This window comes from Nocardia sp. NBC_01377 (assembly GCF_045040005.1).
Lineage (GTDB): Bacteria > Actinomycetota > Actinomycetes > Mycobacteriales > Mycobacteriaceae > Nocardia > Nocardia noduli.
In genome coordinates, this window is the sequence record NZ_CP109566.1 from 7973845 (window position 1) to 7999703 (window position 25859).

Sequence of the window (25859 nt, forward strand, 5' to 3'; positions counted from 1 at the left end):
CCCTGGCGTTCATGGTTTCACCCTCCCGTAGCAGCACTTCCCGTCGGCGACGGGACGAAGCGGGAAAATTGTTCATCGGTACGTTGATCCTTCTCGGGCTGGTTGCCAGCGTTTTCCTGGTCTTCAGCAATAGCCTCCAATTCGTGCGGATCGGACTGGTTGCCGCGCTGTGGGCGGCCGCGATCGGTGCGTTGGCCGCGACGAAATTCCGCAAGGAATCCGCGGTCGACAAGGCCAAGGCGCGCGATCTGCAAACCGTCTACGAACTGCAGCTGGAACGCGAGATCACAGCACGGCGCGAATACGAACTCGGAGTCGAGTCCCGGGTGCGTGAAGAGGTCGGCGCCGACGCCTCCGAAATGGCGGCGCTGCGCATGGAACTGTCCATCCTCCGGCAGAATTTGCAGCGCCTCTTCGACGGTGAGCTACTCGCCGACCGGCCCGCCCTGCGCGCCGACGCTACCCGGATCCAGGAACTCGAGCGCGGCGCCGAACGCCCGGCGAACAATAGCTCCGCGAATGCCGATGGCTGGGGTCCACATCTGCCGCATCCGCCCCGCAGCACCATCACCCCCGTCTTCGAACCGCACCATCCCGAACCGCCCCTCTTCGCGAGCCCGTTCGACGAGCCGGTCACCGCCGAGACCGCGGTCGTTCCGGCAGAGCACGCGGGTGGCATCCGACCGGGCAGTGCCGGGGATTCGGGCGCGGATTCCGACGGTTACCCCTCCGGCGAATTCGACGACGGTTACCGATACGCGGATTCCGATCTCGCCGCCGCCGATTACCGCGCCGCGGACAGGTTCGCCACCACCGACGGCTACGGGAACTCCTACCGCGACGGTGATGCGGGCATCTCCGGCAGCGGGTACGGCGATGGCAATGAATGCGGCGACAGCAACGAATACGGCGATGCCGTCGATGACGGCCGTCGCGAACAGTCCGGCAATACCGGCGGATACGACTTCGCCGACGGTTACGACTATTCCGATGACTACGACGAATCGGCCGCGGCGAACGGTGGACGCACGAGTGATTCGTCGGTCTGGTCCGACGCGTTCACCGAGGCGAGGGGCTCCGACGAAGCGAACCGCCGCGCCGAGGAGCAGCGGGTCGAGGAGCAGCGGGTCGAGAACGAACACGCCGAGCAGCGCAGGGCCGAGGAGCAGCGAGCCGAGGACAAGCGGGCCGAAGAGCGCCGCGCCGCGCAACAGCGTCCCGAACCCACTCACGCCGCACCGCGCCCGACGACACCGGCCGCCCCGGTACGTCAGGTCGGCACCGCGCGCCGACGCCGCAGGGTCGATGAGGATTCGGGTTCGGGCAGCCCCTCTCGACGGCTCTCGGTCGCCGAGATCATGGCCAACCTCCAGTCCGAGGAGAACGGCAACGGTCGCGGGTAGCGCACATCACGCCGGGGGGCATGGCGTCGGCAAATCCCCGGCCGATATCCTCAACTCGTAACGTCTGGTACCCGCCCCGCGGGACTGGAACGACATCGAGAGGACAATGTTGACCTCGAGAAGCGTGACTTCCGACAACGCGCCCGAGAGTTCAGGTAAGGGATCGAAGGATTTCGACCCAGCGCCCGCACGGCTGACGGTGGGAATCGTCTCGGCGGGACGCGTGGGTTCGGCCCTCGGCGCGGCGCTGGAACGTGCCGGACACGTGGTGTTCGGTGTTTCGGCGATTTCCGACGCCTCGGTACACCGGGCGCGGACCAGGTTGCCCGATTCGGAGATCCTGCCGGTCGAGAAGGTGGCCGAGCGCAGCGAACTGCTGCTGCTCGCGGTGCCCGACGCCGAACTGGCCGGCCTGGTACGCGGTCTGGCGAGTTCCGGCGCGGTGCGCGCGGGCACGATCGTGGCGCACACCTCCGGCGCCAACGGCGTGGCGGTGCTCGGTCCGCTCGCGGCGATGGGCGCGCTGCCGCTGGCGATCCACCCGGCCATGACCTTCACCGGGCACGACGAGGATGTCGCCCGCCTGGGCAATGCCTGTTTCGGCGTCACCGCGGCCGACGATATCGGCTACGCCATCGCGCAATCGCTGGTCATCGAGATGGGCGGCGAGCCGGTGCGGGTGCGGGAGGAGAACCGCCAGCTGTACCACGCCGCGCTCGCGCACGGCAGTAACCACCTGGTGACGGTGATCGTCGACGCGGTCGCCGCGCTGCGCGAGGCGCTGTCGGGTCAGGGGCTGCTCGGTCAGCAACTGGTCAACGATCAGCCCAACGGCCTGGCCGAGCGGCTGCTCGCACCGCTGGCCTCGGCCGCGCTCGACAATGCCCTGCGTCGCGGTCGCGCCGCTCTGACCGGACCGGTCGCCCGAGGTGACACCGCGGCCGTCGCGGCCCACCTGGAAGCGCTCGACGCCGTGGACCCGCAGGTGGCCGCGAGTTATCGCGCGCTCTCGTTGCGCACCGCCCAATGGGCCGGGACCGATCCCGCCCTGATCGAGCTCCTGGAAGGACGGACCCGATGACGAATCGACCCTCGTACCGGCCGGGTGAGCTGGCCGTGCACCACGATCCGGCCGCGCTCGGCGCGATCGCCAAGGCGCTGCGCGGTGTCGGGCGCACCATCGGCCTGGTGCCGACGATGGGCGCGCTGCACGAAGGTCACCTGGAGATCGTGCGCCGCGCCAAGCGCACCAATCAGGTGGTGATCGTCTCGATCTTCGTCAATCCGCTGCAATTCGGCGCGAACGAGGATCTCGACAAATACCCGCGCACCCTCGACGCCGATGTCGAACTGCTGCGGTCCGAGGGCGTCGATCTGGTCTTCGCGCCCAGCGTCGCCGATATGTACCCCGACGGCCCGCGCACCACCGTGCATCCCGGCCCGCTCGGCGCGGAGCTGGAGGGCGCGAGCAGGCCGACGCATTTCGCGGGCATGCTCACCGTGGTCGCCAAACTGCTACAGATCGCGCGCCCGTCCGAGGCGTTCTTCGGTGAGAAGGACTATCAGCAGCTGACCTTGATCCGGCAGATGGTCCGCGATCTGAATTTCGACGTGAAGATCGTCCCGCTGCCGACCGTGCGCGAGACCGACGGCCTTGCCATGTCCTCGCGCAACCGGTATCTCGATGCCGCGCAACGTGAATCGGCGCTCGCCCTGTCGGCGGCGCTGGCCGCGGGCAGACACGCGGGCGGTCTCGGCGCCGACGGCGCGCTCGCCGCCGCGCGCGCGGTGCTCGATGAGGCGCCGGGTATCGAACTCGACTACCTGGAACTGCGTTCATCGACTCTCGAACCGGTCGAGGCTGTCCTCGCCGGGGGCAATGCCAGGCTCCTCGTCGCGGCCAGGGTCGGCGCCACCCGGCTGATCGACAACGCGGCCGTCCCGCTCGGTGTCACGATCGACGGCCATCCGACCGTGTCCGCTTCCCCGACCTCCGAGCCCCGGCAGCCCGGGGCCGATTCCACGCCCGCTCGGGCAGCTCAGTAGGAAAGGCGACACAGATGTTGCGCACCATGATGAAATCCAAGATCCACCGGGCCACCGTGACCCACGCCGATCTGCACTATGTCGGTTCGGTGACCGTCGACCAGGATCTGCTCGATGCCGCCGATCTGCTGGAGGGCGAGCAGGTCTGCATCGTCGACATCGACAACGGCGCCCGCCTCGAGACCTATGTCATCGCGGGCGAGCGCGGGTCCGGCGTCATCGGAATCAACGGCGCCGCAGCACATCTGGTGCATCCGGGCGATCTGGTCATCCTCATCGCCTACGGCATGATGAACGAGCGGGAGATCGCGGGTTACGCCCCCAAGGTCGTCTTCGTCGACGACCGCAACCGCCCGACCGACCTCGGTTCGGATCCGGCGCACGCGCCGCAGGGTTCGGGCCTGACCTCGCCGCGTTCGCTGAACGCGGCCGATCGTCCCGCGCCCCTGGCCTTCGCCTGACGAGCACCGCGACCTACGGGATCGGTTGAGCAATGCTGCTGACCATCGATGTCCGCAATACGAGTATCGAACTGGGGTTGTTCTCCGGAAGCGGTTCGCACGCGAAATTGGCGCGGCACTGGCGGATGCACACGAATCCGCTGCTGACCGCCGACGAATTCGCCATGCAGGTGCGTGGACTGGTCGGCGAACATCTGGAACAGGTCGTCGGCGTCGCCGCGCTGTCGACCGTGCCGCCGGTGCTGCGGGAATTGCGCACGATGCTGGACCGCTACTGGCATCACGTTCCGCACGTGGTAGTCGAACCCGGTGTGCGCACCGGAATTCCGCTGCTGGTCGACAATCCGAAGGAGATCGGCGCCGATCGGATCGTGAACACCCTTGCCGCGCATCATCGTTTCGAAAAAGCGGCGATCGTCGTGGATTTCGGCACGGCGACCACGGTCGATCTGGTCTCGGCCAAGGGAGAATTTCTCGGCGGCGTGCTCGCGCCGGGTGTGGAGATCTCCAGCGAAGCCCTGATCGAAAGGGCCGCGCTGCGCCGGGTGGAATTGGCGAGACCGCGTTCGGTGGTCGGTAAGAACACCGTCGAGGCCATTCAATCCGGGGCGGTCTTCGGATTCGCGGGCATGGTGGACGGACTCATCGATCGCATACGCGACGAGTTCGACGCCTTCGCGGGCGACGATGTCGCGGTGGTGGCGACGGGGTTCAGCGCGCCGCTGATCGTCCCCGAGTCCGAGACCATCGACCATCACGAACCGCATCTCACCCTGATCGGCCTGCGCCTGGTCTACGAGCGCAATCAGCTGCGCCGAAAATGAACGGGTGGGGCGTAGATCACTGTCGAGCGGGTGTTGCTCATCGCGGATCCGCTGCTATGCTCGCCCCTGTGTATTACGGCGTGAGCACCCAGGATCTGAATACGGAGTGTTGTCGAGGCTGATTTGGCCTCGACAGTTCGAGGCTGACTACGTCCCTCGACCGTCGCACAAATCCTGGAGATTCGCTCATGCGTTCTTCCGTCCTTTCCCTTACTTCCGGACGTGATCGCCATTCGGCCGTTCCGCCGATCGATCGAGCCGTGGCCTCCGCGTTGCCGACGCGATTGCGTCCCGCGGATCTGTTGCGCCTGACCGACGAGGGCGCCGAAGACGTCCTCGCGGGACGTTACGACCATCTGCTGCCCGACCATGGCATCTGGCCGTCCGAGGAGCGCTGGGCCACCCGGTTGCTCTCCGACGACGAGGTCGATGTCTGGCTGATCAGTTGGACGCCGGGAAAATCCACCGAATTGCACGACCACGCGGGTTCGCTCGGCGCGCTCACCGTGCTCAGCGGCGCTCTCTCGGAATTCCGCTGGAATGGCACCGAATTGCGCAGCCGCACGTTGGCCGCGGGTGATCAGGCTTCTTTCCCTATCGGCTGGGTGCACGATGTCATGCGCGCGCCCGCCGCCGTGGAATCGGTCGGCCCGCTCGAACCCACACTGAGTGTGCACGCGTATTCGCCGCCGCTCACCGCTATGTCGTACTACGAGGTGACCGGTCACGGCACCCTGCGACGTACCTCGACCGTTCTCACCGACCAGCCCGAAGGTGATATGTGATGAGCCGCCTGACCATCGATCAGATGCTCGACAACGCGCGCGCCCGTTTGAATCGGATCTACGCCTTCGAATTGCCGGAGGCACTCGCCAGGGGAGCGATCCTGGTCGATATCCGGCCGCAGGCCCAGCGTGGCCGTGAGGGCACCCTGCCGGGCGCGCTCGTCATCGAACGGAATGTGCTGGAGTGGCGGCTCGATCCGACCAGTTCCGCGCGGTTGGCCACGGCCACCGATCACGACGTGGAATGGATCATCCTGTGCTCGGAGGGTTATACCTCCAGCCTGGCGGCGGCGTCGCTGCAAGAACTCGGCCTGCACCGGGCGACCGATCTGGTCGGCGGCTACCAGGCCTTGAAGGCGGCCGGACTGCTGACCATCGGAATCCGCGCGTCACACTTCACCCGTGAGGTGGCTTCGCTGGCTTCGCTGTAATTCGGCGATCGACCCCCCGTCGAGTTTTTCGGCGACGCAATAGGTTTCGGACGGCCCCCGGTTATCGCCGGGTCCGCCGCCGGGTAAAGCCGTGCGCCGAGGCCAGGAGAAATCGGCATCGGACGGGCATTCGCGCGGCACTGCCCGGGCGGCTCGCAAAACGATTTCCGCTGCCCGCTAGGGTAGTTGGTTGTGAGTGAGCGTAGCGAGCGATCCATAGGCGCAGCAGCATTGCTCGCGACCCCGCCGAGCGTCAGCGACGGGCGGTCGTGAGCACCCCCCAACCCCCTTCTTCCGAGCCTACGAAGGCGTCGGCTGCCGGGGGCAAGTCGGGCCGTCCCGCACCGGCCGTCGACGACATTCCCGAGCAGATCCGCATTCGGCGGGACAAGCGGGAACGGTTGCTCGAGTCGGGCACCGAGGCCTATCCCGTCGTGGTGCCGCGGACCCATACTCTCGCCGAAATTCGTGCCGCCTATCCGGACCTGGCCGCCGATACCAACACCGGATTACAGGTCGGCGTCGCGGGTCGCGTGATTTTCCTGCGCAATACCGGAAAGCTCTGTTTCGCGACGCTGCAGGAGGGCGACGGCACCAAGTTGCAGGCGATGATCAGCCTGAGCGGTGTCGGCCCCGACGCGCTCGCGGCCTGGAAGTCCGACGTCGATCTGGGCGATTTCGTATTCGTCCACGGCGAGGTGATCGCGTCGCGGACCGGTGAATTGAGCGTCATGGCCGATTCCTGGTCCATGTCGGCCAAGGCGCTGCGGCCGCTGCCGGTGGCCCACAAGGAGATGAACGAGGAATCGCGCGTTCGGCAGCGCTATGTCGATCTGATCGTGCGTCCCGAGGCCAGGGAAATGGCGCGGACCAGGGTCGGTGTGGTGCGCGCGCTTCGTGCCGCGCTGGATCGCCGCGGTTTTCTCGAGGTCGAGACCCCGATGCTGCAAACCCTGCACGGCGGTGCGGCGGCGCGACCCTTCGTCACCCATTCCAATGCCCTCGATTTGGACCTCTACCTTCGAATCGCGCCCGAGTTGTTCCTGAAACGGTGCGTGGTCGGCGGCCTGGAGAAGGTCTTCGAGATCAACAGGAACTTCCGCAACGAAGGCGCCGACTCCACACATTCGCCGGAGTTCGCGATGCTCGAAACTTACGAGGCATACGGCACCTATGACGACTCGGCCAGGATGACTCGGGAATTGGTGCAGGAAGTCGCGCAGGAAGCGTTCGGCACCCAGGTGGTCATGCTCGCCGACGGCACCGAATATGATCTGCGCGGCGAGTGGGCGACGGTCGAGATGTACCCGTCGCTGTCCGATGCGCTGGGCGTAGCGGTCACCCCGGAAACGTCGGTCGCGGAATTGCTTGCGCTCGCCGATCGGGTCGGCCTGGAAATTCCCGCGGGTAAGGGCTACGGGCACGGCAAACTCGTCGAGGAACTCTGGGAGCATCAGTACGGCGACAAGTTGTATGCGCCGACTTTCGTTCGTGACTTCCCGGTGGAGACTTCTCCGCTCACCAGACAGCATCGGAGCAAGCCCGGAGTTACCGAGAAGTGGGATCTCTATGTTCGCGGCTTCGAGTTGGCAACGGGCTATTCGGAGTTGGTAGATCCGGTGATCCAGCGCGAACGCTTCGTGGATCAGGCACGGCTTGCCGCCGCCGGTGACGACGAGGCTATGGTGTTGGACGAAGACTTCCTCGCCGCGATGGAGCACGGCATGCCGCCGACAACCGGAACGGGTATGGGAATCGATCGGTTGTTGATGGCGCTGACAGGTTTGGGAATCCGAGAAACGATACTGTTCCCAATTGTGCGTCCGGTCACTCGCTGAGCGCTGGATTGCATAGCCGAAGTCTCGTCTTGGAATTTTTAGAATTCGAGGTATTCTTGCCTCGGGTAATCGGCCTAGTATGCGGGTCGCACGATTTCGAGAGGACGTTCATCTCATGGCAAAGAAGGTCACCGTTAGCCTGATCGACGATGTCGACGGTGAGTCCATCGCGGACGAGACCATCGAGTTCGCGATCGACGGTGTTTCGTACGAGATCGACCTGTCGTCGGCCAATGCTTCGAAGCTTCGTGACGAGCTGGAGCAGTGGGTTTCCAGCGCGCGCCGGGTCAGTGGTCGTCGGCGCGTCAAAGCCGCCGCCGGTGCCGCGGCGAGTCCGAAGAGCCGGGTCTCGATCGACCGGGAACAAAGTGCCGCAATTCGTGAGTGGGCTCGCCGGAATGGGCACAAGGTATCCGCGCGGGGTCGTATCTCCGCCGACATCACCGACGCTTACAACAAGGCTGCGAAGAGCTGAAATCGAATTCGGGCTGCCGCCCCGGGCGAAATCGTGCGACGCCGGGGTGGCAGCTTCGTTTGTGATACGGCCCGGGTATGACCGGTATCGGTCGCGGTAGGCGGTTCCGACATCGTTGCGCCATAGTGGGAGGGTCGGGTAATCGAGGTGCTCGGCCGACGACCCCACGCGATCTTGCTCGGACCACCCCGGCGCGGCACCATGGAAGCCGTGCGAAGGATGTCACTGGCGGTATGGAGAGACGAGGTATCGGCGCAGTGACAGGATTCATCGGATCATTGTTGCGATTCACCGATGACGCCGGTCGTCAGCAGGAGATCATGCTGACCCCCGACCGGCAGCGGATCACCATCGGACGTTCCCCCCAGGCCGATCTGACCCTGAGCTGGGATGCCGAGGTCTCCCGCCTGCACGCGGCGGTCGAGTACATCGGCGCGCACTGGACCATCGTCGACGATGGTCTGTCCCGCAACGGAACGTTCGTCAACGGTGAGCGGCTGGTCGGCAGACACCGGCTGATGGCCGGTGATCGCATCCGGGTCGGCACCTCGCTGGTGTCCTTCCACGATTTCGGCAGTGTGGCCGAGGACGCCACCCGCACCGCCAGCGGCTCCATCCCCACGATGCGCTCGCTGACCGAAACCCAGCGGTCGGTTCTGATCGCGCTGTGCAGGCCGTACAAGAACGGCGCCAGTTTCGCGACACCCGCGTCCAATCAGGCGATCGCCGAGGAATTGTTCCTCAGCGTCGACGCCATCAAGACACATCTGCGCGCGCTGTTCGCCAAGTTCGGTGTGGAGAGTTTGCCGCAGAATCAGAAACGCGTGCGGCTGGCCTTTCTCGCCATGCAGAGCGGCATCATCTCCGACCGGGATCTGTGATCGGCGCCCCCTCGGGGGCGGTAGACGATTGAACAGGTAGCCGAGATTCTCGGCCATGGAGGAGCCCGCCCGGAAACGGTTGACTCGGATGTATCGAGCCCGACCGTGATCGGGAGGGGTTTTCCGAGGCAGGAGAAAAGAATATGTTCGCGCTCCGAATCGCCGTCCTGGTGGCGGCCACACTCGCGACGGGATTGATCGCGGGGGTTTTCTACGCCTACGCCATGTCGGTGATGCCCGCGCTCGGCCGTGGCGACGATCGCACGATCATCGACGTGATGCAGAAGATCAACGTGGTGATCATCAATCCGTGGTTCCTCGTCGGATTCGTCGGCACGCTCGTATGCAGTGTCGCCGCGGCGGCACTGCATCTCGGCGCCGATCACCGCGCGACATTGATCTGGATCGGGATCGCGTTGGCGCTCAATGTGGTCGCCTTCGCTGTCACGGGCACCCTCAATGTGCCGTTGAACGATCAACTCGCCTCGGCCGGCGACGTCGCCGCGCTCGCGGACCCGGGCGCGGTCCGCGCCGATTTCGAATCCGCCTGGGTCCGTTGGAATATCGTCAGAGCTGTGCTGCACACCGCCGCGTTCCTGGTGCTGTGCGGCGCGTTGTTCGTCGCCGGTGTGCAGCACGGCCGCGCGAACGCGTCAGCCGCTCCGGGTGCGACCGAAACCTCGGAGGCCGCGTCCGATGTCCGGTACCGGACACCCCGGCCCGTACGCGGGCAGGCAGGGCATAGGAGCACGCGCCCTCGGGTGATTACCCTGGAGGGACGGAACGCGGGTCTCGCGACCCGCGGGACGGCCGATCCGGCGCGTTCGTCGTTCGCCACACCGATTCCACGGTGTGGCGAGCACCGCGGTTATGAAGGATGATGCGGAGAAGCGGCCGATGCGGGGTCGGGAGTCCGTTGTTCGCTGTAGGCAAAACCTGCACGGAAACGAATCCCGCATCGCTCACGTTGTGAGTGAATGACGGTGCTGTCATCGGCCCCCAATAGGGTGGACCGGCGGCGGCTCGAACCCCTGCCAACTAGAGTGGAGGCGGGGACCGCAACCCCCGGGCTTCATGGCAGGCTGACGACCACAGGTTGGACAACAGCACTGAAGCGTCGGACGCCAGTGAAGGCTTGAGCAGGAGAGTGAGGGAGCGATGTTCGAGAGGTTCACCGACCGCGCGAGGCGTGTCGTTGTCCTGGCCCAAGAAGAGGCCCGGATGCTCAACCACAACTACATCGGCACCGAGCACATCCTGCTTGGGTTGATCCACGAGGGCGAGGGCGTCGCGGCGAAGTCGCTGGAATCCCTCGGCATTTCGTTGGAGGGTGTGCGCAGCCAGGTGGAGGAGATCATCGGCCAGGGTCAGCAGGCCCCGTCCGGTCACATCCCCTTCACCCCGCGGGCGAAGAAGGTGCTGGAACTGAGCCTGCGCGAAGCGCTGCAGCTCGGTCACAACTACATCGGCACCGAGCACATCCTGCTCGGGCTGATCCGCGAGGGCGAGGGCGTCGCCGCCCAGGTGCTCGTCAAACTGGGCGCCGACCTCAACCGGGTCCGTCAGCAGGTCATCCAGCTGCTGTCCGGGTACCAGGGCAAGGAAGCCGTCGAATCCGGCACGCGGAGTGAGGCGGGTACGCCGTCCACCTCGTTGGTGCTCGACCAGTTCGGTCGCAACCTGACCCAGGCCGCGCTCGAGGGCAAACTCGACCCGGTCATCGGCCGCTCGAAGGAAATCGAGCGCGTCATGCAGGTGCTGAGCCGCCGCACCAAGAACAACCCGGTGCTGATCGGCGAGCCCGGTGTCGGTAAGACCGCCGTCGTCGAGGGCCTCGCGCAGGCCATCGTCAACGGCGAAGTCCCCGAGACCCTCAAGGACAAGCAGCTCTACACCCTCGACCTGGGTTCCCTGGTCGCGGGCAGCCGCTACCGCGGTGATTTCGAGGAACGCCTGAAGAAGGTGCTCAAGGAGATCAACACCCGCGGCGACATCATCCTGTTCATCGATGAGCTGCACACGCTCGTCGGTGCGGGCGCGGCCGAGGGCGCCATCGACGCGGCCTCGATCCTGAAGCCGAAACTGGCCCGTGGTGAACTCCAGACCATCGGCGCGACCACCCTCGACGAGTACCGCAAGTACATCGAGAAGGACGCCGCCCTGGAACGCCGCTTCCAGCCGGTCCAGGTGGGCGAGCCGACCGTCGAGCACACCATCAACATCCTCAAGGGTCTGCGTGACCGCTACGAGGCACACCACCGGGTCTCCATCACCGATGGCGCCCTCGTCGCCGCCGCCACCCTGGCCGACCGCTACATCAACGACCGGTTCCTCCCGGACAAGGCGATCGACCTGATCGACGAGGCGGGCGCGCGCATGCGCATCCGTCGCATGACCGCTCCGCCGGACCTGCGCGAATTCGACGACAAGATCGCCGACGCGCGCCGGGAGAAGGAAAGCGCCATCGACGCGCAGGACTTCGAGAAGGCCGCGCGGCTGCGCGACAAGGAGAAGCAGCTCGTCGCCAAGCGCGCCGAGCGGGAGAAGCAGTGGCGTTCGGGTGACCTGGACGTCGTGGCCGAGGTCGACGACGAGCAGATCGCCGAGGTGCTGGCCAACTGGACCGGTATCCCCGTCTTCAAGCTCACCGAGGAGGAGACCACCCGTCTGCTCCGCATGGAGGACGAGCTGCACAAGCGGATCATCGGCCAGGAGGATGCCGTCAAGGCGGTCTCCAAGGCGATCCGCCGCACTCGCGCCGGCCTGAAGGATCCGAAGCGTCCGTCCGGTTCGTTCATCTTCGCCGGTCCGTCCGGTGTCGGTAAGACCGAGCTGTCCAAGGCGCTGGCGAACTTCCTGTTCGGCGACGACGACGCGCTCATCCAGATCGACATGGGCGAGTTCCACGACCGCTTCACCGCCTCGCGCCTGTTCGGTGCCCCTCCCGGGTACGTGGGTTACGAGGAGGGCGGCCAGCTCACCGAGAAGGTGCGGCGCAAGCCGTTCTCGGTCGTGCTGTTCGACGAGATCGAGAAGGCCCACCAGGAGATCTACAACACCCTGTTGCAGGTCCTCGAGGACGGTCGTCTCACCGACGGCCAGGGCCGCACCGTCGACTTCAAGAACACGGTGCTGATCTTCACCTCGAACCTCGGCACCTCGGATATCTCGAAGGCCGTCGGTCTCGGCTTCACCCAGTCCAACAACGAGGGCTCGAACTACGAGCGGATGAAGCTCAAGGTCAACGACGAGCTGAAGAAGCATTTCCGGCCCGAGTTCCTCAACCGCATCGATGACGTCATTGTGTTCCACCAGCTCACGACCGATCAGATCGTGCAGATGGTCGATCTGATGATCGAGCGCGTCGGCAAGCAGTTGAAGAACAAGGACATGTCGATGGAGCTGTCGGCGCAGGGCAAGGCGCTGCTGGCCAAGCGTGGATTCGATCCGGTGCTCGGTGCGCGGCCGCTGCGTCGCACCATCCAGCGCGAGATCGAGGATCAGCTCTCGGAGAAGATCCTCTTCGGCGAGATCGGCCCCGGACAGACCGTCTTCGTCGACGTCGAGGGCTGGGACGGCGAAGGTTCCGGCGAGGACGCCAAGTTCACCTTCACCCCCAAGGCGAAGCTGACCAAGGCCCCCGCCGCCGAGGACAAGCCCGAAGTCGTGCTGACCGGCGCGACCGAAGGCCCGACCGAGGCCGCCTCGGGCGAGTAGTCGACCACGAAAAGGCCCACCCACGGTTCACGCCGTGGGTGGGCTTTTTTCGTGTTCTCCTGCCTCGGGGCTCGCTCAGCCCCACACCATCAGCGCCGCCTGCCCCTCGGCCGCGGTGTCGATGAAGAAATGCCGCAATCGGCGGTAGTTATCGAGCAGGTAGTCCAGCGCCCATTCGGTGGCCCAGATATTCGGGTACACGTCCGCGTCTTCCATCTGCTTCGGGTCGTACCGGTCGAGCAGGTCGGAGAACGGCACATCCCGCATGGCTACGGCCGCGCGTTCCACATCGGCTGTACTCCACCCGGACATGGTGCCCTCGTCACCGATCGTGCGACCGTCTTCGAGCAGATCGACACCGAGCCCGGCCGTGCGCATGAGATAGCGGATCCCGTCCCATGATTTGTCGAGATCCACCCGGGCGTATCCGGCTCTCGGTCCCGTCGCGACGAGTTCGGTCACCGCGTCGGCATCTGTGAGCACGCTCGCCAACTCCTCGGTGGTGATCGCCGCGAAGCTCATGATCATGCCCATATTCGACCCCCGGTCGTTCTTTCGGTCAAAGTGCCGCGACGGTATCAGCGTGAGCAGACAGCGCGCGACCGCGCATCCCGCCACGCTCTACTACCCGATCGGAATCCACATCGACCGTCGTTACTTGTCGACCGTTCGGTAGGTACGGCGGCGTACCGTGGACAGCGTTCGAGATATTCACTACCAGGGGCAGTGAGATGACGAATGCCGAACTGACTTTGCTGGCCGTACTGCTCGATCGTTCCGGTTCCATGCAATCGATCAAGTCCGATACCGACGGCGGTTTCGACGCCTATATCGAAGAACAGCGCGCGTTGCCGGGAAGCACCTGGGTGACGCTGGCGCAATTCGACACCGAATACGAATGCGTCTACGCCGATCTGCCGATCGAGCGGGTGCCCGCGCTGGATCTGCGTCCACGCGGGGGCACGGCTCTCTACGACGCGGTCGGGAAACTGGTCACCGAGGTCGGCGAAAGCCTGGCCGACCGACCGGAGAACGAGCGGCCGGGCACGGTGATCGTGGTCGTGCTCACCGACGGTCACGAGAATTCCAGCAGGGAATGGACCCACGAGGCGGTGCGAGCCTTGATCACCCAGCAGCAGGAGGTCTACTCCTGGGATTTCCTGTTCCTCGGCGCGAATATGGACGCGGTGCGGATCGGTTCGCAGATGGGCTTCGACCCGCGCCGATCCATCACCTACACCGCGGCTCCCGCAGGTGTGGCCGGTGCGTTCCGGGCGGGTGCGGCCTATTCGGCGCGCCGCCGTACGGCGCCCGCGGCGGCCTGGGACGGCGGCTTCTCCGACGCGGAGCGCGCGGCGGCGCAGCCGGGGCAGGATCAGGTCTAGATCGGGCGAATTCGCGCGGCTGACGTGCGAGCGATCGCCGCGAGGCCGCGGTGACAGCCGAGCCCGACGCGCTATTGCCAGCCCGGGCGGACGAGTCCCGACTCGTAGGCGAGCACCACCAGTTGGGTGCGGTCGCGTGCGCCGAGTTTGGTGAGAATCCGGCTGACGTGCGTGCGCGCGGTGGCCGGGCTCAGGAACAGTCGCGCACCGATCTCGGCATTGGTCAGCCCCTCGGCGACCAGCGCCATCACTTCGCGTTCGCGATCGGTGAGTTCGGTCAGCATCGTGTCCGGCGGGGGCTTGGCACGCGCCGAGAATTCGGCGATCAGGCGGCGGGTGACGCCGGGCGACAGCAGCGCCTCGCCCTCGGCGACCACCCGCACCGCGCGCAGCAGATCCGCGGGTTCGGTGTGTTTGACCAGGAAACCCGTCGCTCCGCAGCGCATCGCCTCGAAAACGTATTCGTCGAGTTCGAAGGTGGTCAGCACGACCACGCGCACCCCGGACAGCCGCGCGTCCTCGGCGATCAGCTTCGTCGCGGCCAGGCCGTCGAGGATCGGCATCCGGATATCCATCAGCACCACGTCGGGGGCGAGACTGCGTGTCATCCGGACGGCCTGTTCGCCGTTGTCCGCCTCGCCGACCACCTCGATATCGTCCTGGGCGTCGAGCAGCGCGACGAATCCGCCGCGCACCAGCGCCTGGTCGTCGGCGACGAGCACCCGGATGCTCACCGCGGCCGCCGTCCGGTGCCCATCACGGCTCCCGCGGCGTCGACTCGTCCGGGAGCGAAGCGTTCCGACCGTTCGATTCGGTCGCCGCCATGACCCGCACGGGCAGCCGGGCCGCGACACGGAAGCCGCCGCTGGGTCGCGGGCCCGCCGTGAGCTGGCCGCCGAGCGCGTGTGCCCGCTCGCGCATGCCGATGATGCCGTTGCGGCCGCCGGTCGTCGACTTCGCCTGCGGCGCGGTGGGTCTGGTGTTGTCGATCGTCAGATCCACCGATTCGGCGGTGTAGCGCACCGTGACCGTCGCTCCCGCGCCGGGCGCGTGCGTGGCCACGTTGGTGAGTGATTCCTGGATGATGCGGGCCGCGGCCACATCGAGCACGCTCGGCAGTTTCGTCGGGGAGCCGATGACCCGGGTGTCGACGTGCACACCGGCCGCGCGGGTGCGCTGCAACAGGCCGTCGAGATCATCGATACTCGGCGTCGGGGTGCGTGGCGCGGGTGCGGGTTGCGGTTCGGTCACGACACGCTGCGCGCCGTTGCGGACACCGTCGTCGCCGTCGCGCCGGACGCCGAAGAGGTTGCGATACAGCGTCGTCCGGCCGTGCGATTCGGTCCGATCCGGTTCGGGCTCTTCCGCGGCGGCCCCGGAGACCGAACCGGCGCGAATCGTCTGTAGCAGGACGTGTACCTCGGCGAGCGCTTCCTTGCTTGCCGTCTTGATCGCGGCCAGCGCCGTGGCGGCCTGCTGCGGTTTCCTGTCGAACAGTTCCAGCGCCACCGAGGACTGCACGTTGATGAGCGAAAGACTGTGCGCCAGAACGTCGTGCAATTCGCGGGCGATGGCGAGACGTTCCTCGCTCGCCCGCCGTTCCAATTGGGCCTCCTCGTCGCGACGCGCCGCTTCGACGCGCTGCGCGCGGGCCTCCAGCACCGCTCGACGCTGACGGATCCCCTCTGCCACCGCCACCAGGACGCCGAGCCAGGCCATGATGCCGAACTGCTGCCATGCGTCGGTCGGGCGACCGATCAGATGCGGTACCGGCCAGACCATCAACAGGTATCCCGCGGGCACCAACGGGTAAGTCCACCATCGTGATCCGATGATCGCCGCGGTGAGGAAGGAGATGACCAGCGAAATGAAGATCGGGCCGTATCCGTAGTCGAGCGCGAGGTAGATCCCGGCCGCCGCGAGCGCGATCAGCAGCACCGCGAGCGGCTGACGCCTGCGGAATACCAGCGCGATCGGCCCCGCGAGCAGCAGGATGTAGCCGAACAGATCCAGCGACTGCACGTCGTCCTGGCCCAGATTCGCCGCGCGTCCTCCCAGTACCTGCACGACCGCGACGGCGAAGGCGAGTCCACAGTCCCACAGGACCGAGCCACGATTGGGTATGCCTGGCGCTCTCACCCCTGTGAGACTAGTCCGCCTCCTCGCATATTCCGCCGGTCGCGGGTACACGAAGTACACCGCCCGGATAGGCCGCGCCGCGTACCCGGACGACCGCCGCGCGACGTACCCGCCGGTGCCGCCCGCGATGGATTCGCTCGAGCATGGCGGATATCGGCCCTCGCCGTCGCCGGTAGACCACGTGGTAGCGGGACCGCTTCGTGGCAGCGGGAACTCGTGCGCGCGCGACGGGGAGCGGATCGGTGCGGTTACCCGTTCCGAGTAGCGAATTCCAGGTTCGGCGGGGTCGTCCGGGTATTGTCCAGTCATGTCCGACCAGCCGATTCGCTTTCCGGATCTCTCCGCTCGTCCGCACGAGCTCAAAGTCGAGCGCGTCATGTCAGCACCACCGGCGTTGCTATACGCGGCACTCACCCAGGGTTTCGATATCTGGTTTGCCGCACCCGGTTCGGTGCTGATGAAGCCCGCTGTGAACGAGCCCTTCTTCTTCGAGACCGAACACGCGGGCAACCGCTATCCGCATTACGGCCGATTCCTTCGCCTGGAACCGGAACGCCTGGTCGAACTGACCTGGGTCACCGGCGCCGACGGGACCGAGGGCGCGGAAACAGTCGTCACCTTCCAATTCGTCCATCAGCCGCGCGGTATCCGACTTCGCTTGCGGCACGCGGGTTTTCCGAACGAGGTGGCGCGCGATCGGCATCTGGTGGCCTGGCCGCTCGTGCTGGAGCAACTCGATCGCCGTACCGGCACCGTGGACTGAATCCGGCGAGTAGGTTCGTCTGCGATCGCATCGAACTCTGTGACTTCTGTGAAAGGACCGTGATGCCTACTCGTACCGCGCGCACCGCTTGGACCGGCGGCCTCCAGGACGGCTCGGGCCAGGTCGAACTGGCCAGCTCGGGTGTCGGCAAATACGACGTGTCGTTCCCGAAGCGTTCCGCCGAGGACGCCGACGGCACCATCAGCCCCGAGGAGTTGATCGCCGCCGCGCACTCCTCCTGCTACGCGATGGCGCTCTCGGCGCAGATCGGCAACGCGGGTGGAACGCCGGAGAGCCTGGATGTCAGCGCCGACGTCACTCTCGGTCCGGATCCGGCGGGCGGATTCCGTATCGCCGGGATCAAGCTGACCGTGCGTGGCCGGGTTTCCGGCCTCGACGCCGACGGTTTCGCGGCCGCCGCGGCCGCGGCCAAGGCCGGATGCCCGGTGAGCAAGGCGCTCGCGGGCGTCGACGAGATCTCCCTCGACGCCGCGCTGGTCTGACGCGCCGACTTCCCGCGCACCCGAGGGGTCGGTGCGCGGGAAGTTCCGGCGACGCGAGGCGGTGTCACCGGCGGAAGTGGTTCCGCGCGGCAGGTCTGTACATCGCGACGACGGCGATCGGTACGGCGAGGATGTGGACCGTTCGCAGGGTCGCCACCAGCACGTCGTCGACGGTCGCGCCGATGAGGATCGCGCCCAGGTCATCGGCATCGAGCGCGGCGGTCAGGGGTTCGATCAGCAGCGAGGCCAGGCCGACGACGCCGATGCCGAATGTCAGCAGCAGCCGGGCCCATCGATCGCCGTGCGTCATCCGGATCGCCACGAGCAGTACGGCCGTATACAGGACGCAGCGCGTCGTCAGCTCGATCGCGAGGTCCGCGGGCTCGACGTCGGAATCGTCCAGCGCGATCGCGACCCGCGCGATCGTCTCGGCGATCCCGGCCAGCAGCGCGACGACCAAGGCCAGATACGCGACCGCGACCGGGCGCGGCACGTGATCGGCCCGACGCAGCGACGCGGGAACGGAAAAGGCAGTGTCGGTCATGAGACCGACACTGCCTTCGTCCATGCGACGCGCGGATCACACCGCGGTAGCGACTTCTTCCCGTACCGGGGTAGTGGATCGGGTGGTGAATTCGGTCAGGAACGCGAAGCCGAGGCCGAGCGCGGCCCAGAGCGTCGCGGTCTGCGCCAGTGACGCCACCCGGAACTGCCACAGCAGGCTCGCCGGGAAATCCGCCTTCACCTCGTCGACGCCTGGCAGCAGGACGTAGCCGAGCGTGACGACGACGACGAAGGCCGCGACCCCGCCGATCAGTCGGAGCGTGTCGAGTTTTCCGTGCAGCGATTTGTACACGTAGACCCCCGCGCCGACGGCGACGAGACCCAACAGGACCGACGCCACCCACAGCAGTGTGCGGTCGTTGATGGTTTCCGGGTCGCCCACCGCGGGCGGGTTCGCCGGATATTTGAAGAACGGCACCGCCGCGATGGCGAGCCATCCGCCGATGCCGAGTCCGAGTGCCAGCCTCGGACCCGAAAGCGTGGTGAAACGTCGCGCGTGATGCGCCGCCGCCGCGAAGATCGCGCCGAAGGCCATACCGCCGAGTCCGAGCGCGAGGAACTGCCCGGCCTTCTGGCCGTCCCGGCTCACCAGGGGTTCCTCTTCGTCACCGTGGGTGTGACCCGCGGACTCGGCCGCCTCCTGATGCGCCGGTTCCGAGGCCGACGCGGCCTCTTCGATGGCGATGGCGGCGTCGATCTTGGGTTCACCGACGAAGTAGCCGACTGTCGCGGCCAGCAGGCCGGCGATCAAGCCGGCCAGCAGGCCACGTAACAGCAGGGTTTTCAAAGAGCCGCCCAGCGGGTCGGCGGTCGTCGGTGGTGTCAGTGGCACGGAACACCCAGCAGGTGGCGGCCATCGTGCATCAACTCGTGCATGAACATCCCACTGCGTGAGATGGCGCCCTGGTCGAAACCGACCAGGTACAGCGTGAGCAGTGCGAGAAGTACGACACCTACTGTGATGAGAACGGTCGCCAGCGATTCGGCGGTCCGGCTCGGTGAATGCGCGATGGCCATTCGAGTCCTCCTAGGGATACGCGTCCCGTCGAGTTGATGCGACGGTGCCGGCGTCTGGCTTTCCGGCACCGGGACCCGGTGCGTGGAACACAGTGGCGCGACCGCTCCGGATTTCCACCGGATGACCTGGTCACCATCGCTCTATCACTCGAACTGTGACACCTGGCCGCACTCCGCGTCAATACGGACCGTGGCGCGTGCCCCCGCGCACGGCGCGTCTACCAGCATGTCCGATACCCGCGACTGCCGGTAGATCGCCTGATTCGCTCAGGAACCGGAGGTGGCCGGCACGTCGATGACGACCTCGAATTCGAGCAGCGAAGCACCCGTCGACACCGGCTTCTGCCCGCCCCCGCCCGCGTGCGCCGTGCGCGCGGGCCCGTCCCGCCACGCGGCGAACGACTCCTCGGTATCCCACTGGGTGACGACGAAGTACCGATCGTCCCCCGCCACGGGCCGCAGCAATTGGAAACCGAGGAACCCCGGCGACCCCTCCACCGCGTGCGCCCGATGGGCGAACCGCTTCTCCAACTCGGGGCCCGCGCCCTCGGGAACCTCGATCGCGTTGATCTTCACAACAGCCATGCCCCCGACAATACGGAGATACCGCCCCGAGTCCCACAACCGTTCCGTGCCCACCCCACCCCCCACCCCACCTCCCGCCCACCCCTCCCACCCCGGCGCGAGCCTTTCGAGCGCCCGGTTCGCGGCCGTCTCGCGTCCGAGCGGTCGAAGCGCATGCGCCGCAGGCGCGAGTCTCGACCGCTCGGACGCGAGACATAAGGGCCGCGAACCCGCCACGCCGCAGGCGCGGCAAAATGTTCCAGTGCTGTATGACGAAGGTGGTTCCGGGACGCCCATCCTGCTGTTGCACGGTTTGATGGGTAGTGCGCGGACCTGGTCCGACCACCTGGCGTGGCTGCGCCCGTTCGGGCACCTCTACACCTTCGACGCCGCCGGTCACGGCCGTCCGGCGCCCGCCGAGTTGTCCACCGAGGCCTTCATCGCCGATCTGGCCGCCGCCACCGAGGTGATCACCGAGCCGATGGTCGTGATCGGCCATTCCATGGGCGGCCTGCACGGCTGGGTTTTCGCCGCGGAGTTCCCCGATCGGGTGCGCGGGCTGGTGGTGGAGGACATCGCCCCCGATTTCACCGGCCGCACCGCCGACGACTGGGCCGCGATGGTCGAGTCGTGGCCGCAGCCGTTTCCCGACGCGGACGCGGTGATCGATTTCTTCGGCCCGGTCGCCGGTCGCTATTTCCTGAATTCGTTCGAGCACGGCCCCGACGGTTATCGGCTGCACGGCGCGGTCGCCACGTTCCGCGATATCTCCCAGGAGTGGGGGAGTCGGGATTTCTGGGCGCAGTGGCGTGCCGTTCGGGTGCCGACCCTGTTGATCGAGGGGGAGCACACCATCACCCCGCCCGCGCAGATGCGGCAGATGGCTGAAGTCAGGCCGGGCACCGACTACGTATTGGTCAAGGATGCGGGACATCTCGTGCACGACGATCAGCCGGAGCGTTATCGCGCCGAGGTGGAGCGGTTCCTGCGCCGAGTTCTCGGCGATTAACCGGGAGACCCGCCCTCGCCCGCCAGCGCGAACAGCCCGTCCTCGGTCTGTTCGATCAGTCCGTCCATCAGCAGCGAATCGAGCGCGCGGTCCCGCTGGCCCGGATCTCTGGTCCACGCGAGATCCAGCCGGATCCGCTCGACCGGTCCGGTGGCGTCGCGCAGCACGTCGAGTAGCCGCCCCCTGGCCTGGCGGTCGGTGCCCTCGTATTTCTGGGTGCGCCGCACGGTGTCCGACGCCGGTCGTCCCGCGGTGATCCACGCGCAACTCGGCAGCGGGCAGCGGGCGCAGTCGGGATTGCGCGCGGTGCACACGGTCGCGCCGAGTTCCATCAGGGCGGCGGAGAAGGTGGCCGCGCGGTCGACGGATTCGGGTAGTAGCGCCTCGGTTTCGGGGAGGTCGCGCGAGGAGGGATTGCCCGCGTCCGCGAGTCCGTGCACCGCGCGCGCCACCACGCGGCGAACGTTCGTGTCGACCACGGGAACACGCTGACCGTAGGCGAAACAGGCGACCGCGCGTGCCGTGTACGCCCCGATGCCGGGCAGGCCGAGCAGCACGTCGACATCGGAGGGCACCTCGTCGCCGTGGTCGGCGGCGAGGACGCGCGCGCATTCGTGCAACCGCAGCGCCCGGCGCGGATAGCCGAGTTTTCCCCAGGCCCGCAGCACCTCGGCCTGCGAGGAGGCCGCCATCGCCGATGGCACCGGCCAGCGCGCGACCCACTCACGCCAGATCGGTTCGACGCGGACGACGGGAGTCTGCTGGAGCATGATCTCGCTCATCAGGATCTGCCACGCGGTCACTCCGGCATGCCGCCAGGGGAGGTCGCGGGCGGTCGCGGCATACCATCGCAGCAACACCTCGGCATCGACCGCGTCGGGGGCGATCGCGCGCCGCGCGGAGACGACACGCCTTGTGGTGGCGGTCATATTCCTCACCGTTCCTGTCGTAGCACGGCAAGTCGATATTTGCCGACCCGTAACGCGCCGGACTCGCTGGTAGCGGTACGCCTGTGCACAATGGACGGTATGCCTGATTCCAATCCGATCAGCGCCTGGAAATCCCTTCGCGAGGGCAACGAGCGCTTTGTCAATGGCACGCTGCTGCATCCTAGCCAAGGAGCCGCCGACCGAGCCAAGTTGGTGAGCGGACAGCATCCGTCCGCGATCCTGTTCGGCTGCGGTGATTCCCGGGTCGCCGCCGAACTGATCTTCGACCAGGGCCTCGGCGACATGTTCGTGGTCCGCACGGCGGGTCACGTGGTCGACAGTTCGGTGCTCGGTTCGATCGAATACGGCGTGCAGGTGCTCGACGTCCCGCTCATCGTCGTGCTCGGGCACGACAGCTGCGGTGCGGTCAAAGCCACCATCGACGCGCTCGACGGCGGCGAGGTGCCGGGCGGATTCATCCGCAGCGTGGTCGAGAAGGTCGCCCCGTCCATTCTGATCGGCCGCCGCGAGGGTCTGGAGACCGTCGACGAGATGGAGGCCAGGCATGTGGTGGAGACCAGCAGGCTGCTGATGCAGCGTTCGATGATCATCTCCCAGCGGGTGGCGACCGGTGAATGCGCTATCGCGTGTGTCACCTACAAGCTGGTCGACGGCAGGGTTCAACTACATCGTGTCGTCGGCAACATCGGCGAGGTGGTCTGAGCCGCCGTTCGCCCAGCGTACGGTGGTGAAATCGATCGGCGCGTCGGCGTAGGACGACTCGACACGCCGAGGTCCTGAGTCGCGTAATCCTCCCGTGCCTTTAACGTTGAGGCGTGCTGGAACCGACTGGACCGCTGCCACCGGAGATCTACTGGCGTCGTCGTGTCTTCGCCATCGGCGCTCTGGTCGTGGCGTTCGCCTTGGTGATCTGGTTGGTGGTGATGGTCGCGCGCGGCGGCAACTCGCCCGGTGATCCGAATGCCACCGGTGGTGCGGGCTCTACGTCGTCGGTCAAGAATTCCTCGTCCACAGCGTCGGGGGGCGGGGAATCGTCGAAGACGACGGGCAGTGCCGCCGCGACCGCCACCGCGGTCGCGGCGGGCCAGTGCCCCGATCAGTCGCTCGCGGTGAAGGTCACCGTGGAGCAGCCGACCTACCGGCCGGGTGAGCAGCCGGTCTTCGGCATCGTCATCACGAATATCTCGTCGGTGGCGTGCGCCCGCGATGTCGGTTCGGGTCTGCAACAGATCTCGGTGTACTCGCTGGACGGCCAGCGCAGGCTGTGGTCGAGTACCGACTGCTATCCCGACGGCCAGCCCGATATGCGCACCCTCAATCGCGGTGAGCAGGCGGCTTTCCAGGTCACCTGGTCCGGCTCCACCTCGCAGCCCAATTGTGCCGGCGAACGCGTCCCGGTCCCGGCGGGCGCCTATTCGGTTGTCGCGCAGCTCGGTTCGGTCCGTAGCGCGGCCGAGCCGTTCAATATCGCCTGAGAGTCCTTATTCGCCTCGCGACTTGCGTAATCCGCAGAGCCGGATCGCCGACCGCAGATCGGCCACTTCGTGAATTTTCATGCCGCCGCCTTTCGGCCTGTCCGATCCCGGCGGTACGACCGCGTCGGTGAAGCCGAGGCGTTCGGCTTCGGCCAGCCTGCGCGTCAACCCCGTCACCTTGCGCACCTCACCGGCCAAACCCACTTCGCCGAGGATCACCCAGCCCGCGGGCAGCGCGATATCGGATTCCGAACTCGCGATGGCGAGTGCGATGGCCAGATCGGCGGTGGGTTCGACCAAGCGCATACCGCCGACCGTGGCGGCGTAGACATCGTGTTTGCCGAGGAAGACCCGGCCGCGGCTCTGCAACACGGCCAGCACCATCGCGACGCGGTTGTAGTCCAGTCCGCTGACGGCCCGCCGCGGGGCCGGGATCTCGGTCTTCACCGTCAGCCCCTGCACTTCGCCGACGAGCGGACGTTTACCGTCCATCGCCACCGTCACGGCCGTGCCCGGCACCGAATCGGTCCGGTGGTGCAGGAAAAGTCCCGACGGGTCGTCGACACCTCTGATTCCGTCGTCGTGCAATTCGAAACAGCCGACCTCGTCGGCGCTGCCGAAGCGATTCTTGATACCGCGCACCATGCGCAGTGTGGAATTCTTGTCGCCTTCGAATTGCAGCACCACGTCGACCAGATGCTCCAGCGTGCGCGGGCCCGCGACATTGCCGTCCTTGGTGACATGTCCCACCAGCAGGACCGCGATTCCGCTCGCCTTGGCCAGCGAGGTCAGCGCGGCGGTGACCGCGCGTACCTGGGTGACGCCGCCGGTGACGCCGTCCACCTCCGGGGCGAGGATGGTCTGCACCGAGTCGACCACGAGCAGGCTCGGGCGTACCTGCTCGACATGTCCGAGCAGAATCGATAGGTCGGATTCCGCGGCCAGGTACACCCGCTCGTGTATCGCTCCCGTGCGGTCGGCCCGCAGTCTGACCTGGCCCGCCGATTCCTCCGCGGTCACATACAGGGATGTGTGCTCGTGCTGGGCGGCCCACCGGTAGGCGACCTCGAGCAGCAGCGTGGATTTGCCCACCCCGGGCTCGCCGGACAGGAGCACCACCGACCCGGGGACGACACCACCGCCGAGCACCCGGTCCAATTCCGGCACCCCGGTGGTGCGCGCCTTGGTGATCTGGGAATCGATGGTGGAGATGGGCGCGGCCGCCGTGCTCGGCAACATCGCGCGCCGTGCGGGCACACCGGCCGGTGTCGCGGCGACGGCGATCTCGTCCACGGCGCCCCACGCCCCGCAGCCGGGGCATTTGCCGACCCATTTGGCTACCTCGTGCGAGCAGGCGGAGCACCGGAAGATCGGCTTGGTCTTGGCCACACGCGCACCTTACGTACCGGGTCCGACAGTGGCTCGCCTGACAGCCTCGACCGACACGAGGCCGTACCGACGAAGAAGGCTGCCGCATCGGGATGCGGCAGCCTCGTTTCGCGTCTGTGGGGCTCAGTGCCCGCCGGATCCCCCGTGGCCGCCCTCGGACGCCGGACCCGACTTATCGGATTCGTGGCGTTCGGTGGCGGTGCCCGCGTCGACCGGAACCTCGATCTTGACCGGCCCGTTGCGCTCGAAGTTGAACACCACGCTGTAGGTGAGGCCGGGGATGATGTCGCGGGTCAGTCCGGTGATCCCGATCCGCGCCGGATCGGCCTCGGGATCGGTGACCGCCTTGTCGCCGGTGGCGGGCGCGGCGTGCGAGTCCGATCCGTGCGAATCGGCCGCGGGCGATCCTGCCGTCTCGGCCTGCTTCGGCGCCGCGACGACATTGTGCAGCGCGGGGATCACGATGGCCGCCTGACCGGCGGGCGGGGTGATCTTCACCGTGCCGAGGTCGGTCGTGACGCTGATCAGCTTGTCGTCGGTGGTCTCGCTGTTGTTGATGATCGACAGCGCGAGCAGGGCGTTGCCGCCCTTGAGGTTGGTGTAGCCGGTGCCCGGGTAGACGACGTGCACATTGCGCAGGGAGATCTGCTCGACGTCCACGCTGCTGCCGTTGACGGCGGAGACCTGGTCCGCGGTCTGCGAGATCTGGCCGGCGCTACAACCGGAGATCGCGATCGCCGCGCCCGCGGCGAGTGCGGCAACCATCACCATACGACGTCGCGTCCACGCCCCAGAAGAGGCGGTCACAGCATTCAGGGCAGTCACGGGTTGTCCTCCATGTCGACCGGGCTCACTCCGCTACAGAGAGTAGTAACTAGGCAGCGTAGTAGTCGATGTCGAGTCGGGCCGCACCGGCCGTGCTTTTCGACGGCGGCGTGCCGCGTCGCGCGCGCGGGACACGCGCGGGAAAGAAAATATGACTCCGGCGGCTTCCCGATGTTCTTCGCAACCTTTGCATAACGGTTTCCGCGATCGCGAACTGCGATTGCGCGGACGGTGTCGGGTAATCGCGGCGCTGGGGGCGGGGACAGCGCCGGTGGATAACCCGTTCCGGCACAACCTAATGCACACCCCGCCGGTTCTGTCAACCCCTGCGGTTGCCTCGTTGTGGCCCTGACCTGCGCCGTTGATCGCGCCGTTACCGAGTCGCATGTTAAACTGTGAACATCGAAAGGGGCAC

28 protein-coding genes and 1 riboswitch are annotated in these 25859 nt (G+C 66.7%); of the genes, 18 read left to right on the top strand and 10 right to left on the bottom strand.

Annotated features, from left to right (window positions below; all coding sequences use genetic code 11):
• The first annotated feature begins 11 nt into the window (after positions 1–11).
• From OG225_RS36650 to OG225_RS36705, 12 genes are all read left to right on the top strand, one after another.
• The gene (locus tag OG225_RS36650; RefSeq protein ID WP_405179291.1) at positions 12–1403 is read left to right on the top strand and encodes a DUF6779 domain-containing protein; all 1392 of its coding nucleotides are present in this window, start codon (positions 12–14) and stop codon (positions 1401–1403) included.
• Positions 1404–1527: 124 nt separating this feature from the next.
• Positions 1528–2484: a Rossmann-like and DUF2520 domain-containing protein gene (locus OG225_RS36655; protein ID WP_405179292.1), complete on the top strand. Its 957-nt coding sequence runs from the start codon at positions 1528–1530 to the stop codon at positions 2482–2484.
• Positions 2481–3449, top strand: a complete 969-nt coding sequence (panC, locus tag OG225_RS36660) for a pantoate--beta-alanine ligase (protein WP_405179293.1) — start codon at positions 2481–2483, stop codon at positions 3447–3449. The genes OG225_RS36655 and panC overlap by 4 nt, the downstream gene beginning before the upstream one ends.
• A gap of 14 nt (positions 3450–3463) precedes the next feature.
• A complete protein-coding gene (gene panD, locus OG225_RS36665) occupies positions 3464–3910 on the top strand; it encodes an aspartate 1-decarboxylase (protein WP_405179294.1) in 447 nt (148 codons plus the stop codon).
• Positions 3911–3942: 32 nt separating this feature from the next.
• Complete coding sequence (locus tag OG225_RS36670; RefSeq protein WP_109525086.1) at positions 3943–4734, top strand: type III pantothenate kinase; 792 nt, start codon at positions 3943–3945, stop codon at positions 4732–4734.
• 188 nt (positions 4735–4922) lie between these two features.
• A complete protein-coding gene (locus OG225_RS36675; RefSeq protein ID WP_405179295.1) occupies positions 4923–5519 on the top strand; it encodes a cysteine dioxygenase in 597 nt (198 codons plus the stop codon).
• Positions 5520–5527: 8 nt separating this feature from the next.
• Positions 5528–5950: a rhodanese-like domain-containing protein gene (locus OG225_RS36680; protein WP_216913434.1), complete on the top strand. Its 423-nt coding sequence runs from the start codon at positions 5528–5530 to the stop codon at positions 5948–5950.
• A 359-nt stretch (positions 5951–6309) separates the two neighbouring features.
• Positions 6310–7788, top strand: coding sequence for a lysine--tRNA ligase (gene lysS / locus OG225_RS36685; protein WP_405183491.1), 1479 nt, complete (start codon positions 6310–6312; stop codon positions 7786–7788).
• A gap of 115 nt (positions 7789–7903) precedes the next feature.
• Entirely contained in the window at positions 7904–8263 is a 360-nt protein-coding gene (locus OG225_RS36690; RefSeq protein WP_109525088.1) for an Lsr2 family protein, read from the top strand.
• 320 nt (positions 8264–8583) lie between these two features.
• Positions 8584–9144 (top strand): FHA domain-containing protein, encoded by a 561-nt coding sequence (locus OG225_RS36695; RefSeq protein WP_254190225.1) that lies wholly within the window; start codon positions 8584–8586, stop codon positions 9142–9144.
• Positions 9145–9287: 143 nt separating this feature from the next.
• Positions 9288–10025, top strand: a complete 738-nt coding sequence (locus OG225_RS36700; protein WP_405179296.1) for a DUF1772 domain-containing protein — start codon at positions 9288–9290, stop codon at positions 10023–10025.
• A 277-nt stretch (positions 10026–10302) separates the two neighbouring features.
• On the top strand, positions 10303–12861 hold the full coding sequence (locus OG225_RS36705; protein ID WP_216913368.1) for an ATP-dependent Clp protease ATP-binding subunit: 2559 nt from the start codon (positions 10303–10305) through the stop codon (positions 12859–12861).
• 75 nt (positions 12862–12936) lie between these two features.
• Here OG225_RS36705 and OG225_RS36710 read toward each other — a convergent pair whose 3' ends face one another.
• Positions 12937–13389 carry a DUF1877 family protein gene (locus OG225_RS36710; protein WP_216913366.1) on the bottom strand — a complete coding sequence of 151 codons (453 nt, stop codon included), beginning with the start codon at positions 13387–13389 and terminating at the stop codon, positions 12937–12939.
• A 203-nt stretch (positions 13390–13592) separates the two neighbouring features.
• On the opposite strand from OG225_RS36710, the gene OG225_RS36715 reads away from it, so the two are divergent.
• Positions 13593–14246, top strand: coding sequence for a VWA domain-containing protein (locus OG225_RS36715; RefSeq protein ID WP_405179297.1), 654 nt, complete (start codon positions 13593–13595; stop codon positions 14244–14246).
• 71 nt (positions 14247–14317) lie between these two features.
• On the opposite strand, the gene OG225_RS36720 is transcribed toward OG225_RS36715, so the two are convergent.
• Both OG225_RS36720 and OG225_RS36725 read right to left on the bottom strand, forming a co-directional pair.
• Positions 14318–14980, bottom strand: coding sequence for a response regulator (locus OG225_RS36720; RefSeq protein WP_405179298.1), 663 nt, complete (start codon positions 14978–14980; stop codon positions 14318–14320).
• A gap of 22 nt (positions 14981–15002) precedes the next feature.
• Positions 15003–16385 (bottom strand): sensor histidine kinase, encoded by a 1383-nt coding sequence (locus OG225_RS36725; protein WP_405179299.1) that lies wholly within the window; start codon positions 16383–16385, stop codon positions 15003–15005.
• A gap of 307 nt (positions 16386–16692) precedes the next feature.
• Here OG225_RS36725 and OG225_RS36730 point away from each other — a divergent pair, with 307 nt between their 5' ends.
• Together OG225_RS36730 and OG225_RS36735 are read left to right on the top strand one after the other, a co-directional pair.
• Positions 16693–17148, top strand: a complete 456-nt coding sequence (locus OG225_RS36730) for an SRPBCC domain-containing protein (protein ID WP_405179300.1) — start codon at positions 16693–16695, stop codon at positions 17146–17148.
• Between the two features lie 62 nt (positions 17149–17210).
• Positions 17211–17651: an OsmC family peroxiredoxin gene (locus OG225_RS36735; protein ID WP_405179301.1), complete on the top strand. Its 441-nt coding sequence runs from the start codon at positions 17211–17213 to the stop codon at positions 17649–17651.
• Between the two features lie 64 nt (positions 17652–17715).
• Here the strand turns inward: OG225_RS36735 and OG225_RS36740 are convergent, their stop codons facing one another.
• The 4 genes from OG225_RS36740 to OG225_RS36755 all read right to left on the bottom strand — a co-directional run bounded on the left by OG225_RS36740 (position 17716) and on the right by OG225_RS36755 (position 19817).
• Complete coding sequence (locus OG225_RS36740; RefSeq protein WP_405179302.1) at positions 17716–18195, bottom strand: hypothetical protein; 480 nt, start codon at positions 18193–18195, stop codon at positions 17716–17718.
• Positions 18196–18231: 36 nt separating this feature from the next.
• On the bottom strand, positions 18232–19047 hold the full coding sequence (locus tag OG225_RS36745; protein ID WP_405179303.1) for a CbtA family protein: 816 nt from the start codon (positions 19045–19047) through the stop codon (positions 18232–18234).
• On the bottom strand, positions 19038–19232 hold the full coding sequence (locus OG225_RS36750; protein WP_216913352.1) for a CbtB-domain containing protein: 195 nt from the start codon (positions 19230–19232) through the stop codon (positions 19038–19040). Before OG225_RS36750 ends, OG225_RS36745 begins: the two co-directional genes overlap by 10 nt.
• 31 nt (positions 19233–19263) lie before the next feature.
• Positions 19264–19385, bottom strand: a riboswitch (cobalamin riboswitch).
• 114 nt (positions 19386–19499) lie between these two features.
• The gene (locus OG225_RS36755; RefSeq protein WP_216913350.1) at positions 19500–19817 is read right to left on the bottom strand and encodes an antibiotic biosynthesis monooxygenase; all 318 of its coding nucleotides are present in this window, start codon (positions 19815–19817) and stop codon (positions 19500–19502) included.
• Positions 19818–20058: 241 nt separating this feature from the next.
• On the opposite strand from OG225_RS36755, the gene OG225_RS36760 reads away from it, so the two are divergent.
• Positions 20059–20805 (top strand): alpha/beta fold hydrolase, encoded by a 747-nt coding sequence (locus tag OG225_RS36760; protein WP_405179304.1) that lies wholly within the window; start codon positions 20059–20061, stop codon positions 20803–20805.
• Here the strand turns inward: OG225_RS36760 and OG225_RS36765 are convergent.
• Positions 20802–21734 carry an A/G-specific adenine glycosylase gene (locus tag OG225_RS36765; RefSeq protein WP_405179305.1) on the bottom strand — a complete coding sequence of 311 codons (933 nt, stop codon included), beginning with the start codon at positions 21732–21734 and terminating at the stop codon, positions 20802–20804. The genes OG225_RS36760 and OG225_RS36765 overlap by 4 nt on opposite strands.
• Positions 21735–21833: 99 nt before the next feature.
• Between OG225_RS36765 and OG225_RS36770 the strand changes: the two genes are divergently transcribed.
• Both OG225_RS36770 and OG225_RS36775 read left to right on the top strand, forming a co-directional pair.
• Entirely contained in the window at positions 21834–22457 is a 624-nt protein-coding gene (locus tag OG225_RS36770) for a carbonic anhydrase (RefSeq protein ID WP_216915800.1), read from the top strand.
• 113 nt (positions 22458–22570) lie between these two features.
• Positions 22571–23230 (top strand): hypothetical protein, encoded by a 660-nt coding sequence (locus tag OG225_RS36775; RefSeq protein WP_405179306.1) that lies wholly within the window; start codon positions 22571–22573, stop codon positions 23228–23230.
• 6 nt (positions 23231–23236) lie between these two features.
• Here OG225_RS36775 and radA read toward each other — a convergent pair whose 3' ends face one another.
• Together radA and OG225_RS36785 are read right to left on the bottom strand one after the other, a co-directional pair.
• Positions 23237–24619, bottom strand: coding sequence for a DNA repair protein RadA (gene radA / locus OG225_RS36780; protein ID WP_216915796.1), 1383 nt, complete (start codon positions 24617–24619; stop codon positions 23237–23239).
• Between the two features lie 123 nt (positions 24620–24742).
• Positions 24743–25444, bottom strand: a complete 702-nt coding sequence (locus tag OG225_RS36785) for a hypothetical protein (RefSeq protein ID WP_405179307.1) — start codon at positions 25442–25444, stop codon at positions 24743–24745.
• Positions 25445–25859 lie beyond the last annotated feature (415 nt).